Source organism: Amycolatopsis sp. NPDC049253 (assembly GCF_040678995.1).
Taxonomy (GTDB): Bacteria; Actinomycetota; Actinomycetes; order Mycobacteriales; family Pseudonocardiaceae; genus Amycolatopsis.
Genome location: NZ_JBFAQX010000002.1, coordinates 333,755 through 348,575 on the forward strand (window position 1 = coordinate 333,755; position 14,821 = coordinate 348,575).

A 14,821-nucleotide genomic window follows, 5' to 3' on the forward strand; every position below is an offset into this window, starting at 1 on the left:
GCTCCTGATCCGGCGGGTGCCCAGGAGACCGGGGCCCCCGCCGCCGAGCGGGGTCACAGCCGGACCGCTTCGAGCACGGCGGCCATGAACGCGCGCGGCTTCTCCTGGGACAGGTTGTGCCCCGTGCCGGGCACGCGGTAGTGCACGCGCGGGCCGGTGAAGTGGTTCGCCGACGCCGTGCCGTCGGTCGCCGGGGAGCTGCCGCCGGCGAGCCCGTCGAGCGTCACCGCCGGCACCGTGACCGGTGGCTGCGTCGGCAGCCGCGCCTCGAGGCCGGCGTAGCGAGGATCGCCCGGCGCCGCGCCCTGGCGCACCCGGTAGTTGTGGATGACGACGTCCCCGTAGTCCGGATTGTCCATCGCCGCGGCCGCGATGTCGAGGTCGGCACTCGTGAAGCGCCACTGGGGCGAGTTGCGCCGCCACACGACTTCCGCCAGGTCACGCCGCGAACGCGACAGCGCCGTGCGGCCACGCTCGGTCAAGAAGAAGGAGAAGTACCAGTGCGCCGATTCGGTGCCGGGCGCGTCCGGGGAGGACGCGAGCACGTCCGGGTCCGGGTTCTGGATCAGGTAGCGGTTCACCGACACCAGCGCGTGGCACCGCCGCGGCCATCGCACCGCGGCGACGTCAAGGGCGCGCCCGCCCCAGTCGTCGCCGCCGAACACCGAGCTTTCGGCGCCGAGCGCGTCGAGGAACGCGATCAGGTCGGCGCCGAGCGCCGCCTGCCGGCCGGAGCGCATCGTCGTCGCGTCGCTGAAGCTGGTGGCACCGTGCCCGCGCAGGTACGGGACCAGCACGCGGAAGCCGCGGCGGGCCGGCGCGAGTGCGACCTCGGCGCAGACGTGCGGGCTGCACGGCCGGCCGTTGCCGAGCAGCACCACGTCGCCGCCGGCCGGGCCGACCTCGTGGTGGGCGAGGTCGAGCAGGTCGGTGCGCACGTGACGGACCGGGCCCAGCCCGGAGGCCACGGCCGGGCCGGCCGCGGCCGCCACGGGGAAGGCCGGGAGCGAGGCGGCGACCGCCTCGGCGCCCACGGCCTTCCCGAACGCCCGCCGGGAGATCATGGTGTGCTCCTCGTCGGCCGAGCGCACTGTCAGGCGACAGTGGCGTCGATGGTGACCTCGACGTTGCCGCGCGTCGCCTTCGAGTACGGGCAGATCTGGTGCGCGGCGTGGCCCAGCTCTTCGGCGGTCGCCTGGTCCACACCGGACACTTCGAGATGCAGGGCGGCGCTGAGCCAGAAGTCGGCCACCTCGTTGTGCAGGGTGATGTCGGCGACCACGGCGAGGTCGGCGAGCTTCACCTTCTTCTGCGCGGCCACGATCTTCACCGCGCCGAGGAAGCACGAGGCCCAGCCCGCGCCGAGCAGCTGCTCCGGGTTGGTCGCGCCGCCGTTGCCGCCGAGCTCCTTCGGGATGGCGAGGGTGACGTCGAGCGAACCGTCGGCGGCGGTGGCCCGCCCGCCGTTGCGGCCTTCGCCGGTGGCGGTGACGACCGCGGTGTAGGTGGTTTCAGTCATGGCAACTGTCCTTTCTCGACAAAACTTCGGGGGAACTTCGGGGGGTCAGGCGGGGATGCGGGTTTGCGCGAGCAGGACGTCGCGCAGGATTTCGAGCTGGCCGTGGTGCTGGACGAGGTCGGCGCACAGGTGCAGCAGCGCGCCGCCGGCGTCGGGCGGGTCGCCGAGGCCGGCCGGCGCGGCGGACACGGGCGCGTGGGGATCCGCGCGGATCACGTCCTTCTCGAGCTGCCGCACGGTCTTGCGCACGCGGCCGAGCAGCGGCGCGACCGGGCCGGCGGCGGTGAACTCGGCGTCGCGGTCGCGGTGGGCCGCGCGGCCGGAGACGACCTCGCCGGCCCAGTAGGCCGTAGCGCCGAGGCAGTGGTTGAGCACCGCGTACGGCGTGTTGGCGCCGGGCAGCGCGAGACGGGTGTTGGCCAGGTCGTCGCCGAGCTGCTCGACGATCGCCGCCATGCCGGTCAGCGCCCGGGTGACGACGTGCAGGTACTGGCCGGCGGTGATCACCGGCACTCCCCCGGCTCGAAGCCGGGCACCGGGGTGCCGGTGAACGCGCCCAGCACGGCGAGCAGGTTCCGGAGGACGAGCAGGAACGAGACAGTCGGATCCATCGAAGGCGAGACCTTTCCGGACGGGGCCCGGAACCGCGGTTTCCGCGGGGCCCCGGTGGCGATGCCGAAACTTTCGCACGATTATTCGTCACCAGTCAAGGCAGTTATGTATTTTTACCGCACATTCCAGTTAAATTACTTTTACCGGTTAGCGATTGTTGCGTTCTCTTTCGTCACCTGTCAGACTGGTGCGATGGAACACGCCTTCCCCTGCGGGAACCCGGCACTCGATTTCGTCGGGACCCTGCGCGCCCGGCGCAACGCCGACCCCCTGGAGAAGCTCGGCTCACCGCGCAACCTCGACGCGTGGTTCCGCGAGTCGGGGGTCACCGACACCGGCCCGGGGAGCCGGCCACAGGACGTGGCCGCCGCGATCGAGCTGCGTGAGGCGATCTACGCGCTGGTCGCGGCGCGACTGACCCACCACGAGCCCGACCTGCGGGCAATGGACGTGGTCAACGAGTTCGCAGCACACCCCTCGACCGTGCCCCAGCTCGCGCCGGAGGGCCGCCGGCTCGAGGCGACCCCCGCGCAGGCGCTGTCGTCGGTGGCCCGCGAGGCCGTGGAGATCCTCGGCGGGCCGGACGCCGACCTGCTCAAGGAGTGCGGCAGGCCCGAGTGCACCCAGGTCTACCTCGACCGCTCCCGCGGGTCACGGCGCGAGTGGTGCGCCATGGCGACCTGCGGGAACAAGATGAAGGCCGCCGCCTACCGGGCGCGCCAGCGCGGCAACCCGCCCCTGTCCCCGTCGCGACAGGCCGGCTGACCCACTCCCCCGGCACGACCAGGCCGGTGAAGGCACTCCGCCTTCACCAGCCTTTTTGGTGCCACAAATCATAACCACTCTGACAGGTTACGAAAAGCCGCTAGGCTGCGAGCAATTCGACCCCGCGGAGCAACCATGCTCACTCTTGTGCTCGCCGGTCTGCTCGCGGGCGCGGTCACGAGCATTTCGCCGTGTGTGCTGCCGGTGCTGCCCGTGGTCCTCACGGCCGGGTCGCGCCGGCCGGTGCGCGTGGTGAGATTCAGCCTGGCGACGCTGTTCGGCTCACTCGTGCTCAGCGCGTTCCACCTGCCGCAGGACCTGCTGCGCGACGCCGGGATCGCGGTCCTCGCCCTGCTCGGGCTGGGCCTGGTCTCGCGGCGCGCTGCTGGAACGGCCGTTCGCACGTCTTCGCGGACGCGCGGCCGGCCCGGACGCGGGCGGGTTCGCCGTCGGCCTCGCCCTCGGCCTGGTCTACGTGCCGTGCGCGGGCCCGGTGCTCGCGACCATCGCCGTGCTCGGCGCGACGCACCGGATCGGGTTCGGCGCACTCGTCCTCACCGGGGCGTTCGGCGTCGGGGCCGGGATCCCGCTGCTCGCGCGCGTCGCCGGACGGCGACGCGCGGACCCGCCGCGTCCGGTACCTGCGCGCCCGCGCCCGGGCGATCCGCGTGACCACCGGCGTCGCGCTGCTGACGGTCGCGGCGGCCACGGCGTTCGACCTCACCGCCGGCCTGCAGCGCGCCGTACCCGACTACACCGCGGCGCTGCAGAAGTCGTTCGAGGCCGGCACTTCCGCATCTGCGATCCTGCACCGGCTCATCGCCGCGCCCGAGCCCACCGGCATCCGGTCGTGCGGGTGCCGGTGTCCTCGACGGTGAGCGTGCCCGTGCCGCCGAGGACGAGGTGGACGGCGCGGGCGCGGACCTCGACGGCACCTGGACCGCGTCGGGCGAGTCCCACCGCCGGGCCGTCCGCGCGGCTGCGCCTGGACTTGGGGCGGCCTCGGGCGTGCCGAAGCTCTACACCCTGGTTTCCGGCCCGGCGGCACGCCATTCGACGCTGACGCTGTCGCTCACCCCGGGCCTTCAGGCGTACGACTTCACGTTCGGCTGAGCCGGCCGGGCCATCCGGCCACAGTGGACGGTCACCGCCCCCGCAACGGCAGCTTCGTGATCTTCCCCGTCGGTCCCTTCGGCAGCTCGTCGACGATCCGCACCCGGCGCGGGTACTTGTACGCGGCGATGCGTTCCTTGGCCCACGCCACGATCTCCTCCGGCTCCGCCGACGCACCCGCCTTCAGGGAGACCACGGCGACGATCTCCTCGCCCAGCCGCTCGTCCGGCTCCCCGATCACCGCGGCCTCCGCGACCGCCGGATGCCGGTAGAGGAGTTCCTCCACCTCACGCGGGTACACGTTGTACCCGCCGCGGATCACGAGGTCCTTCTTGCGGTCCACGACGAAGACGAACCCGTCCTCGTCGACGTAACCCAGGTCCCCGGTGTGGAACCACCCGCCCCGGAAGGCTTCGGCGGTTTCGGCGGGCCGCTTGTAGTAGCCCTTGGTGATGTTGTGCCCGCGCAGCACGATCTCGCCGACGTGATCGGCGCCGGGCGGCAGCGGCCGGTCCTGCGCGTCGACGATGCGCAGCTGCACACCCCAGATCGGCTTGCCGATGGAGAGCACCTTGCGGTTCGCAGCGCCCGGGTTCACCGTGGCTGTCGCCGCGCATTCGGACAATCCGTAGCCCTCCAGGACCGGGATGCCGTACTTCTCCTCGAACGCCAGCAGCACCTGCTCCGGGATCGCGGCGCCGCCGGAGCTGCCGATGCGCAGGCTGCTGGTGTCGTACGCGGAGCTGTCGGCGACGGCCAGCGCGTGGTACATCGTGGGCACGCCTGCCATGACCGTCACGCCGTCGCGCTCGATCGCCTCCAGCACCGTCGCCGGCTCGAACCGCCGGACCACCGACACCGAGAGTGCGGAGCGGGCGGCCAAGTTGACGATATTGACCAGGCCGTAGACGTGGAAGAACGGCAATACCCCAAGCATCACGTCCTCGGGCTCAATGCCGAACGTCTGGGCGCCGATAGTGCACGTCATGTACAGCGAGAAATGCGACAGCTCAGCACCTTTGGGACGTCCGGTGGTGCCGCTCGTATACAGCAGCACGGCGGTGTCGTCGGCCGCGTTCAGGTACAGGTCGCCGTCGTCCTCGGCGTCGAGCAGCTCGGCGAACTCGACCGCGCCGGCGGGCCACCCGTCCAGACCTCCCACGACGACCGCGGCCACCTCCGGCACCTCGGCGAGCGCCTTCGCCACCTCGCCGGCCAGCGCCGTGTCGGCGATGAGCAGCCGCGAGTCGGAGTCGGCCAGGTGGTAGGCGATCTCGTCGGCCTTGAGCAGCGGGTTCAGCGGCACCATCGTGAGCCCGGCCTTGAGGATCCCGAAGTACGCGAACACGAACTCGGGGACGTTGGCCAGCTGCACGGCGATCTTGTCGCCCGGCGCGAAACCCCGCGCGCGCAACGCTGTCGCGACTCGGCCGGACGCCTCGTCCACCGCGGCGAAAGAGTGGGTTCCACCGGGAAAACGCAGATAGTCCTTTTCCGGCTGGGCGAGCACGGCCTCGCGCAACATCGTGGCCAGGTTGAAGCTCACGCTACCTCCGAACCTCGTTCCGCCCGCGGCGCCCGTGAGCAGAGAATTCCCTTGCCGACCCAGTCTGGTCAAGATCAGGCTACCGAATCCTGTTCAGCCCACTAGTTCGACGATCGAACAAACAGGGGTTACAGTCGGGATCATGCCGTCCCCCGGAGAATCCCGCGAGCAGACCGCGACGAGCGCCGTACGCGCACTGGCCCGCGTCTCGCGACTGCTCGAACGCTCGTCGGGAGAGCTGAACCTCGCCCACTACCGCGTGCTGTCCGCCATCGCCTCGGGCGACGAGCGCGCCTCCCGCGTGGCCCGGCGGCTCGCGCTCGGCCGTCCGGCGATCAGTGCCGCGGTCGACGCGCTCACGAAACGCGGTCTCCTGGTCCGCGGCGACGTCGACGCCGACCACCGCGCCACCGCGCTTTCCCTGACACCGGAAGGCGAACGGCTGCTCGCCACCACCGAGGCCGAGATGATCAAGGGGCTCCTCGCGCTGATCGCCCGCACTCCCGACGGCGACGTGGTCCTCCAGTCGCTGGGCCGGCTCGGCGACGCGATCGACGAGGTCATGGCCGAGCGGATGGCCGGAAACCGGTGAGCGAACCCGAAGAGAAGTCCCGCTGGCTGCGCCGCCTCGGCGGCTACGTCCTGCGCCACCGCCGCGAACTGCTGATCGCGTTCGGCGCCGCCGTGCTCGGCAGCGCCTGCCAGACCGTGGTGCCGCTGCTGGAACGCCAGATCGTCGACGGGGTGATCCTCAGCCGCTCGGCGTCGCTGTGGCCATGGCTGATCGCGCTGCTCGTGCTCGCCGCGGCCGCGTTCGTGTTCGCCTACCAGCGGCGCTACCGCGGCGGCCGGGTCGCGCTGGCCGTGCAGTACGACCTGCGCAACGACATCCAGGCCCACCTGCAGCGCATGGACTTCGCGAACCTCGACCGCATGCCGACGGGCCAGCTCGTGTCGCGCGCGACGTCCGACTCCGCGCTCGTGCAGGGCCTGCTCAGCCTGTTGCCCATCATGAGCGGCAACATCCTGCTGGTCCTGCTCTCCCTCGGCGTGATGCTGGTCCTCTCGCCGCTGCTCGCGCTCGTGAGCCTCGTCGTCGTGCCGCTGCTGCTCATGGTGTCCTACCGGATGCGCCGGCGGATCTTCCCCGCCACCTGGGCCGCGCAGCAGCGCGAGGGCGACGTGGTGCAGATCGTCGACGAGGATGTCAACGGCGTGCGCGTGGTCAAGGCGTTCGGGCAGGAGGACCGGGAGCTCAACCGGCTGGCCGACACGGCAGGCGACCTCTACGGCATGCAGCTGCGGGCCGTGCGGCTGCAGTCGCGCTACCAGCCGCTGCTGCAGGCGATCCCCGCGCTCGGACAGGTCGCGATCCTCGTGCTCGGCGGCTGGCTCGCGTTGCACCACGGGCTCAGCCTCGGCACGTTCCTCGCCTTCTCCACCTACGTCGGCCAGCTGATGGCCCCCGCGCGCCAGCTCGCGGGCGTGCTCGCGATCAGCCAGCAGGCCCGCGCGGGCGTCGAGCGGATCTTCCAGCTGATCGACCTGGAGCCCGCCATCGCCGACGCGCCCGACGCCGTCGATCTGCCGACGGCCAAGGGCGAGATCCGGTTCGAGAACGTCCACTTCGGATACTCGCCCGACGCGCCCGTGCTGAAGGGCTTCGACCTGCACATCGCGGCCGGCGAACGCGTGGCGCTGATCGGCCCGAGCGGCAGCGGCAAGACCACCGCGACCACCCTCGTCTCCCGCTTCCACGACCCGGAGTCCGGCGCCGTGCTGCTCGACGGGCACGACCTGCGCACGGTGCGGCTGCGCTCCCTGCGCGAGCAGGTCGGCGTCGTGTTCGAGGAGAGTTTCCTGTTCTCCGACACCATCCGCGCCAACATCGCCTACGGCAAACCGGGCGCCACCGACGAGGAGATCCTCGCCGCCGCCAAGGTCGCCGAGGCCGACACCTTCATCCGCGCGCTGCCGCAGGGCTACGAGACCGTGGTCGGCGAGCGCGGGCTCTCGCTTTCGGGCGGGCAGCGCCAGCGCGTGGCCCTCGCCCGCGCCATCCTCACCGACCCCCGCGTGCTCGTGCTCGACGACGCCACCAGCGCCGTCGACGCCAACACCGAGGAGTCGATCAACGCGTCGCTGCGCACGGTGCTGGCCGGGCGCACCACGCTGCTCGTCGCCCACCGCCGCTCGACGCTGCACCTGGCCGACCGCGTGGTGGTGCTCGACGGCGGTGTGGTCGCCGACCAGGGCACCCACGAGGAGCTGCTCGAGCGCAGCGCCCTCTACCGCACACTGCTCACCGGGCTCGAAGAGGAAGCCGCCGAACGCAGCGGCGCCGCCGGCGGCCGCATCGAGGCCCTCACCATCGCGGGCACCACCGCGTCGGCCTGGCGCGGGGAACGCAACGGGCACCACGGAAACGGACAGAACGGCAACGGCAGGCGGTTCACGGCCCGCGCCACCGGCGCCGTGGGCATCGGCGCCGGCCTCGGCGGCTCGGCCGGCGGCAGCGGCTGGCGTGCCGCGCTCCCGCCGACTCCGCAGCTGCTCGCCCGCGTCGACGAGCTGAAACCCGTGCGCGACTTCGCGAAGGTCGACCTCGCCGCGGAGTCCCGCCAGGAGCGCACGTTCTCCCTGCGCACGCTGCTGCGCGAGTTCCGCCGTCCGCTGCTGTTCGGGCTGCTGCTCGTGGTGATCGACGCCGTCGCGTCGGTGATCGGGCCGGTGTTCGTCAAGAGCGGTATCGACGACGGCGTGCTGCAGGGCGCGCAGGCCGTGCTCTTCGGCGCCGCCGGGCTGTTCCTGCTGATCACGCTGATCGCGTTCCTCGACGAGGTGGCCCAGACGTTCGTGACCGGCCGGACCGCCCAGCGCGTGATGCTGTCGCTGCGGATCCGGATCTGGGCGCAGCTGCAACGCCTTTCGCTCGACTACTACGAGCGCGAGATGGGCGGCCGGATCATGACGCGGATGACCACCGACGTCGACCAGTTCGAGTCGCTGATCCAGAACGGGCTGCTCTCGGCGCTGGTCGCGTTCGTCACGTTCGCCGGGGTCGGCGTGACGCTGGTCGTGGTCAACCCGCTGCTGGGCCTGTGCACCCTGTCGGTGGTGGTGCCGCTGGCCATCGGCACGGTGATCTTCCGCCGGCGCGCCGCGAAGCTCTACGACGTGGCGCGCGACCGCGTGGCGATCGTGAACGCCGACTTCCAGGAGAGCCTCTCCGGCGTGCGCGAGTCGCAGGCGTTCGCCCACGAGGACGAGACGATCCGCCGGTTCCGCCGGCTGGGGCGCGACTACCTCGACTCGCGCTACTCCGCGCAGCGGCTGGCCGCCACGTACTTCCCGTTCGTGCAGTTCCTCTCGGCGGGCGCCGACGCGATCGTGCTCGGCGTCGGCGCCGGGATGATCTACTCCGGCCGCCTCACGCCGGGCGCGCTGATCGCGTTCATCCTCTACATCGACCTGTTCTTCTCCCCCATCCAGCAGCTGTCGCAGGTCTTCGACTCGTGGCTGCAGACGCGCGTCTCGGTGAGCCGGATCTCCGACCTGATGCGGCTGGAGACGCTCACCCCGCCCGCGGTGCAGGCGATCGACCCCGGCCGGCTGCGCGGGGAGATCGCCTTCGACGGCGTGCGCTTCGCGTACCCGTCAGCGCCGGCGCCGGTCACGGGCGAACGCCGCGGCCCCGCCGACCCGCGGCTGGTCGCCGGCTCGCAGGCCGCGGCGAAGCCGCCGGAGGCGCTGCGCGAGGTCGACCTGACGATCGCGGCCGGCGAGACCGTGGCGTTGGTCGGCGAGACGGGCGCGGGCAAGTCGACGCTGGTCAAGCTGCTCGCGCGCTTCTACGACCCCGACACGGGCAGCGTCCGCGTCGACGGCCACGACCTGCGCTCGCTCGACCTCGCCGCCTACCGCCGCGCGCTCGGCTACGTGCCGCAGGAGGCGTTCCTGTTCACCGGCACCGTGCGCGACAACATCGCCTACGGCCGCGCCGACGCCACCGACGCCGAGGTGGAAGCCGCCGCGCGGGCCGTCGGGGCGCACGAGTTCGTCGCCACGCTGCCCGGTGGCTACCTGCACGAGATCGCCGAACGCGGCCGCTCGCTCTCGGCCGGGCAGCGCCAGCTCCTCGCACTGGCCCGCGCGCAGCTGGTGGACCCGGCGATCCTGCTGCTCGACGAGGCGACGTCGAACCTCGACCTCGCGGCCGAAGCCCACGTCGCCGAGGCTATGCGGACGCTGTCGGCCGGGCGCACGACCATCGTGATCGCCCACCGGCTGCAGACCGCGCAGTCGGCCGACCGCATCGTGGTGCTCGACCGCGGCCGCGTCGCCGAGGTCGGCAGCCACGACGAGCTGCTCGCCCGCGGCGGCCGCTACGCCGGGATGTGGGAGGCGTTCGAGCTCCTGTCGGGGCAGCACTCGTAACCGCGTGGGGTGGAACCCGTTCCGGACCGGTGGGGGGCAGCCGGCCCGGAACGGGGGTCAGGCGCCGGCGCGCTCGGTCACCGCGGGAAAGGGATCGACCATGGGTGCCAGGTCGGTGCCGCGGGTCTCCGGCAGGGCGAGCACCGCGAGCAGGCCCGCGACGGCGACCACGATCATCGCGACCGCCACGAGGCTCGGGGAACCGGAGCCGAGCGTCACGAGGCCGACGCAGATCACCGGGGCGGGACCGGAGAGCACCGCGCCGGGGATCTCGCGGCCCAGCGCGAACCCGCTGAAGCGGTACTGCGCGGGGAACAGCTCCGCGTAGAACGCGGCCTGCGAACCGAACATCGCCAGGCAACCGCCGAGCGCGAGGGCGAACGCGAGCACGATCAGGCCGACGTTGCGGGTGTCCAGCAACCAGAAGAAGGGGAACGGCACCAGCGCGCAGAAAGCGCTCACCGCGAGGTACACCGGCCGGCGCCCGGAGCGGTCGGAAACCTTGCCCAGCACCGGAATCACCGCCGCACCGACCGCGCAGCCGACCAGCACCGCCACGAGCGCGCTGCTCTTGGCCACGCCCTTGCCCGCCAGGTAGCTGAGCGAATAGGTCTGCACCACGTAGATGTTGAACGCCAGCACGCCGTTGGCGACCATCACCAGCAGCAGCCGCTTGGGCATCGCCTTGATCATCGTGAGAGCAGGCACCTTGGTGCGGGCCCGAGCTTCCTTCAGCTCGGCGAACACCGGTGACTCGGGCACGCGCAGGCGGATGAGCAGGCCGATACCGACCACGACGAAGCTCAGCAGGAACGGCACCCGCCAGCCCCAGCTCATCAGCTGGTCGTTCGGCAGGGCCGAGACGCTCGCGCTCACCGCGGCCGCCAGCCCGATGCCGAGGAACACCCCCGAGGCGGGCAGCGAGGCGAAGTAGCCGCGCTTCTTCGCCGGCGCGAACTCCGCGACCATGGTCACGGCGCCCACGTACTCGGCGCCGACGCCGAGCCCCTGCAGCAGCCGGCAGACCACGAGCAGCACCGGTGCGAGCACCCCGATGCCCGCGTAGGTGGGCAGCAGCCCGATCACGACGGTCGCGATCCCCATCAGCAGCAGCGTGCAGACGAGGGAGAACCGGCGACCGTACTTGTCCCCCACGTGGCCGAAGATCATCGCGCCGAGCGGCCGGGCGAAGTAGCCCACGCCGAAGGTCGCGAACGCGGCGACGCGCCCGGCGGTGTCGGAGAACTGGGGGAAGAACAGCGTGCCGAACACGAGCGCCGCGGCTTGGCCGTACACGGCGATGTCGTACCACTCGATGAGGCTCCCGATCACCGTCCCCGGGATGAGGCGGCGCCGGGACTCGGCCCAGATCTGGTCAGGTGTTCCGGTGGGGGTCATGGCTTGCTCCTCCTTGAGCGGTGCCATTCGGCGGGCGAACGACGTGGCGCAACGGCTCCCCTGCGGCGAGCCGGTTGATGTTGTCCGCGATGACCGCGTAGCGGCGGCGCGGCAGCTGGGTGGTCCAGGCGCTGGAGTGCGGCGTGCACCAGGCGTTCGGCAGGTCCCACAGCGGGTGCGCCGCGGGGGCCACGGCGTCGGCGCCGCTGCCGGGGTAGCGGTACCAGACGTCGAGGATCGCGCCGCCGATCCCGTTGTCCCGCAAGGCTTCGTAGAGCGCGGTCTCGTCGACGATCGGCGCGCGGGAGATGTTCACCAGCACGGCGTGCGCCGGCATCCGCGCCAGCGCCGCGGCGTCGATCAGCCCCGTCGTCTCCGCGGTGAGCGGGCACGCCAGCACGAGGTAGTCGGCCGTTTCCTGCACCTGCGCCAGCCGGGCGGTCGGCAGCACCTTCGCGATGCCGTCACCCCTCGCGAAGTCGTCCACCGCGAGCACCTCGACGCCGAACCCGGCGGCGCGCTCGGCGATGGCCCGCCCGATGCGCCCGTAGCCGACGAGACCGAGCGTCTTGCCGTACAGCTCGCCGTGCGGGACGCGGTGCGCGTAGAGCTCCGGCCACGCGTCGGCGCCGAACGACGCCTGCAGCGCCGCCGCGCGGATCTCCCACTCCAGCAGCCGGGCGAGCACGAACTCCGCGATCGGCGTCTCGTGCTCGAACACGTTGGCCACCGCGGTTTCCGGTGCCAGCGCGGCGAAGTCGATCCGGTCGAGGCCCGCGCCCGGCACGTGCAGGAGCCGGAACGGCGGTGCCTGGCCGGCCGGGCGGGAGAACCGCAGCGAGACGACGACGTCGTCCGGCCCGAGTTCCCCGTCGAACGCGGCCGAGTCGGCGGCCGCCCACGGCAATCCGGCCACCTCGTACGGCTGCGCCAGGTGCGCGCGCAGGTCGTCCTCGTGGTCGGCGGCTTCCCCGATCAGCAGGATCCTCATCGCGGGCCACCCGGCCGGGTCCCGTCGGCGGCCGCGCGGAGGATGGCGCGCACGGCGGCCGGCGTGACCGGTGCCGGGTTGCCCGCCCGGCCGCCGTCGTGGGTGTCGGGCGTGGCCGGCGCACCGTCTGCGGTGGTGGCGATCTCGACGGCGCGGTCCTCGTCGCCGGGGCCGAAGCCGACGTCGGCGAGACGCACCGGGAGTCCCGCGCCGGCGGCGAGGTCCCACAGGGCGCCGGCGAGGTCGTCGGTGCCGAGCGCGGCCGCGATCCGGCCGAGCGGCCCGGGCGCGTGGCGGACGAGGTGGTCGGTCACGTAGGGCAGCACCACGGCGTGTGCGACGCCGTGCTCCACGTCGTAGCTGCCGCCGAGCATGTGCGCGATCGCGTGCTGCATCGCGAACCCGCCGGTGAGTGCGGCGCCGGAAAGATAGGCGCCGTAGAGCATTTCGTTGCGCAGCGCGAGGTCACCCGGGTTCGCGAGCAGCGCCGGCAGCGTGGTCGCCACCACTCGGGCACCCTCGACCGCCGCGGGCGCGATCAGCGGGCTCAGGCTGGGCAGGTAGATCGCGTCGACACAGTGCGCCAGCGCGTTCATCGCGCTCGACGCGCTGACCGCCGGTGGCAGCGACAGCGAGAGCTCGGCGTCGTAGACCACTGTGGACGGTCGCATCGCGAGGCTTTCGTGCATGCGCTTCACGCCGTCGGCGGTCATCCCGCAGAAGCCCGTCATCTCCGAGCCGGAGTAGGTGGTGGGCACGGCGATGATGGGCAGTCCGGAGAGGTACGCGATGCCCTTGCACAGGCCCGTCGCCGCGCCGCCGCCGATCGCGACGAGGCAGTCGGCGCCCCGGCTCGCGGCCTTCTCGGCGCCGCGGCGCGTCAGCTCCACCGGCACCTGGCTCACGGCCTCGGGCAGCAGCCCGGCGCAGAGATCGCCGATCGCGGTCGCGAACCGGTCACCGAGCTCGGTGCGGCCCGGGGTGGTGACGACCAGCGCCCGGCTCGCGCCGAGCCGCACGACCTCGTCGCGCAGCCCGGCCGACGTCCCGGGGCCGAAGACCACCCGCGGCGGCGTGGCGTTGTGCACGCCGGCGGGGTGGGTGAACGTCCGCATCGTGGTGGTCACCAGTCCACCACCGTTCCGTCGGCCAGCACGGCCGAGCTGCTGTGCGGCACCTCGGGCTGATAGGGGTGCTTCGCGGCTTCTCGCTCGTCGACCTCGACGCCGAGCCCGGGTGCGTCCGGGACCTGCCAGTGGCTGCCCACCCGGGTCATCGGGGTGCGCACGACGTCGTCGTACCAGCTCACCGCGCCGCTCATCTCCTCTTGGATCACGAAGTTGGGGGTGCTCACGTCGAAGTGCAGGGCGGCGGCGCCGGCGATCGGGCCGTTAGGGTTGTGCGGGGCGACGCCCACGAGCTCGGTGTCGGCGACGGCCGCGATGCGCTTGCCCTCCAGCAGTCCGCCGGTGTGGTTGAGGTCGGGCTGCGCGACGTGCACCGCCTTCGCCGCGAACACCGGCAGGAACTCCCCGAGCCCCACCAGCCGTTCCCCGGTCGCGATCGGCACGCGCGACCGCTCGGCGACCTGCCGCAGTGCTTCGGTGTCACCGGGCGGCACGGGTTCTTCGCAGAAGAGCGGCTCGTACGGCGCGAGCACCTCGATGTACTGCGAGGCCGCGGCGACGGACGCGGTGCGCCCGTGGAAGTCGACCATGATGTCCACGTCGGGGCCGACGGTGTCGCGCAGCGTCGCCATCAGCTTGTCGACGTGCCGGCGTTCCGCGGCGACGGTCAGGTGGTTGCCGTAGGGGATGAACACGACTTTGAGTGCGTCGTAGCCCTGCTCGACGACCGCCGCGGCCTTCTCGCGCAGCCGGCCGGCGTCGGCCGTGTCGTAGACCGAGCGCATGTCGCCGAGCCCGAGGTGGGTGTACACGCGCACCGAGTCGCGGACCCGGCCGCCGAGCAGCCGCCACACCGGCAGCCCGACGGACTTGCCGAAGATGTCCCACAGCGCGTGCTCGATGCCGCTGATCGCGGTGGCCCCGATGATGCCGAGGCGGTAGTAGCTGTGCTTGGTCAGCACGCGCACGATCTGCTCGATGTCCCGCGGGTCGCGGCCGATCACCAGTGGCGCGAGGTCCTCGATCGCCCCGGTCACGGCCCGGGTCTTCCAGTTGAGGCTCGCCTCGCCCCAGCCGTACAGGCCGTCGGTGTCGGTGCGGACCTTGACCAGGATCCAGTTCCGCAGCTCCGCGTTGACGACGGTCGTCTCCACGGACGTGACGCGGATCGGCGGCCCGCCGGGCGTCGGCAACAGCATTCGGTGCTCTCCGTTCCTCGAGTGGCGCAGGCCACGCTAAGAGCGCGAAGGCGATTGGGTCCAACTCTTTGTCTGGATCTATTGATTTGTTTTGGTTATCAGGGTTGGCTGGGC

At 72.1% G+C, this 14,821-nt stretch carries 13 protein-coding genes; 5 read left to right on the plus strand and 8 right to left on the minus strand.

Annotated features, from left to right (window positions below):
- Positions 1–53 precede the first annotated feature (53 nt).
- Genes AB0K15_RS05840 through AB0K15_RS05850 form a run of 3 tightly spaced genes read right to left on the minus strand, consistent with a single transcriptional unit; the run spans position 54 to position 2,026 of the window.
- Positions 54–1,064: an alpha/beta hydrolase gene (locus tag AB0K15_RS05840; RefSeq protein WP_364046013.1), complete on the minus strand. Its 1,011-nt coding sequence runs from the start codon at positions 1,062–1,064 to the stop codon at positions 54–56.
- Positions 1,065–1,093: 29 nt separating this feature from the next.
- The gene (locus AB0K15_RS05845) at positions 1,094–1,519 is read right to left on the minus strand and encodes an Ohr family peroxiredoxin (RefSeq protein WP_364046015.1); all 426 of its coding nucleotides are present in this window, start codon (positions 1,517–1,519) and stop codon (positions 1,094–1,096) included.
- Between the two features lie 45 nt (positions 1,520–1,564).
- Positions 1,565–2,026, minus strand: coding sequence for a DUF664 domain-containing protein (locus tag AB0K15_RS05850; protein WP_364046017.1), 462 nt, complete (start codon positions 2,024–2,026; stop codon positions 1,565–1,567).
- 297 nt (positions 2,027–2,323) lie between these two features.
- On the opposite strand from AB0K15_RS05850, the gene AB0K15_RS05855 reads away from it, so the two are divergent.
- The 3 genes from AB0K15_RS05855 (at position 2,324) to AB0K15_RS05865 (ending at position 4,009) form a co-directional block, all read left to right on the plus strand.
- Positions 2,324–2,896, plus strand: a complete 573-nt coding sequence (locus AB0K15_RS05855) for an ABATE domain-containing protein (protein ID WP_364046019.1) — start codon at positions 2,324–2,326, stop codon at positions 2,894–2,896.
- A gap of 668 nt (positions 2,897–3,564) precedes the next feature.
- The gene (locus AB0K15_RS05860; protein ID WP_364046021.1) at positions 3,565–3,774 is read left to right on the plus strand and encodes a hypothetical protein; all 210 of its coding nucleotides are present in this window, start codon (positions 3,565–3,567) and stop codon (positions 3,772–3,774) included.
- Between the two features lie 25 nt (positions 3,775–3,799).
- Positions 3,800–4,009 carry a hypothetical protein gene (locus AB0K15_RS05865; RefSeq protein WP_364046023.1) on the plus strand — a complete coding sequence of 70 codons (210 nt, stop codon included), beginning with the start codon at positions 3,800–3,802 and terminating at the stop codon, positions 4,007–4,009.
- A gap of 31 nt (positions 4,010–4,040) precedes the next feature.
- Here the strand turns inward: AB0K15_RS05865 and AB0K15_RS05870 are convergent, their stop codons facing one another.
- Positions 4,041–5,555 (minus strand): long-chain fatty acid--CoA ligase, encoded by a 1,515-nt coding sequence (locus tag AB0K15_RS05870; protein ID WP_364046025.1) that lies wholly within the window; start codon positions 5,553–5,555, stop codon positions 4,041–4,043.
- 142 nt (positions 5,556–5,697) lie between these two features.
- On the opposite strand from AB0K15_RS05870, the gene AB0K15_RS05875 reads away from it, so the two are divergent.
- Complete coding sequence (locus AB0K15_RS05875) at positions 5,698–6,147, plus strand: MarR family winged helix-turn-helix transcriptional regulator (RefSeq protein ID WP_364046027.1); 450 nt, start codon at positions 5,698–5,700, stop codon at positions 6,145–6,147.
- Entirely contained in the window at positions 6,144–9,992 is a 3,849-nt protein-coding gene (locus AB0K15_RS05880) for an ABC transporter ATP-binding protein (protein ID WP_364046029.1), read from the plus strand. The genes AB0K15_RS05875 and AB0K15_RS05880 overlap by 4 nt, the downstream gene beginning before the upstream one ends.
- Before the next feature lie 57 nt (positions 9,993–10,049).
- Here the strand turns inward: AB0K15_RS05880 and AB0K15_RS05885 are convergent, their stop codons facing one another.
- Genes AB0K15_RS05885 through AB0K15_RS05900 form a run of 4 tightly spaced genes read right to left on the minus strand, consistent with a single transcriptional unit; the run spans position 10,050 to position 14,707 of the window.
- Positions 10,050–11,390: an MFS transporter gene (locus tag AB0K15_RS05885; protein WP_364046031.1), complete on the minus strand. Its 1,341-nt coding sequence runs from the start codon at positions 11,388–11,390 to the stop codon at positions 10,050–10,052.
- Positions 11,368–12,381: a 2-hydroxyacid dehydrogenase gene (locus AB0K15_RS05890; protein ID WP_364046032.1), complete on the minus strand. Its 1,014-nt coding sequence runs from the start codon at positions 12,379–12,381 to the stop codon at positions 11,368–11,370. Before AB0K15_RS05890 ends, AB0K15_RS05885 begins: the two co-directional genes overlap by 23 nt.
- A complete protein-coding gene (locus AB0K15_RS05895; protein WP_364046034.1) occupies positions 12,378–13,508 on the minus strand; it encodes a maleylacetate reductase in 1,131 nt (376 codons plus the stop codon). Before AB0K15_RS05895 ends, AB0K15_RS05890 begins: the two co-directional genes overlap by 4 nt.
- Positions 13,505–14,707, minus strand: a complete 1,203-nt coding sequence (locus AB0K15_RS05900) for an enolase C-terminal domain-like protein (protein WP_364046036.1) — start codon at positions 14,705–14,707, stop codon at positions 13,505–13,507. Before AB0K15_RS05900 ends, AB0K15_RS05895 begins: the two co-directional genes overlap by 4 nt.
- Positions 14,708–14,821 lie beyond the last annotated feature (114 nt).

What these genes read in the sequence shown, in the direction of transcription:
- AB0K15_RS05840 (WP_364046013.1), bottom strand. Translation starts at nt 1,064, where the DNA reads ATGATCTCCCGGCGGGCGTTCGGGAAGGCCGTGGGCGCCGAGGCGGTC.
- AB0K15_RS05845 (WP_364046015.1), bottom strand. Translation starts at nt 1,519, where the DNA reads ATGACTGAAACCACCTACACCGCGGTCGTCACCGCCACCGGCGAAGGC.
- AB0K15_RS05855 (WP_364046019.1), top strand. Translation starts at nt 2,324, where the DNA reads ATGGAACACGCCTTCCCCTGCGGGAACCCGGCACTCGATTTCGTCGGG.
- AB0K15_RS05875 (WP_364046027.1), top strand. Translation starts at nt 5,698, where the DNA reads ATGCCGTCCCCCGGAGAATCCCGCGAGCAGACCGCGACGAGCGCCGTA.
- AB0K15_RS05885 (WP_364046031.1), bottom strand. Translation starts at nt 11,390, where the DNA reads ATGACCCCCACCGGAACACCTGACCAGATCTGGGCCGAGTCCCGGCGC.
- AB0K15_RS05890 (WP_364046032.1), bottom strand. Translation starts at nt 12,381, where the DNA reads ATGAGGATCCTGCTGATCGGGGAAGCCGCCGACCACGAGGACGACCTG.
- AB0K15_RS05900 (WP_364046036.1), bottom strand. Translation starts at nt 14,707, where the DNA reads ATGCTGTTGCCGACGCCCGGCGGGCCGCCGATCCGCGTCACGTCCGTG.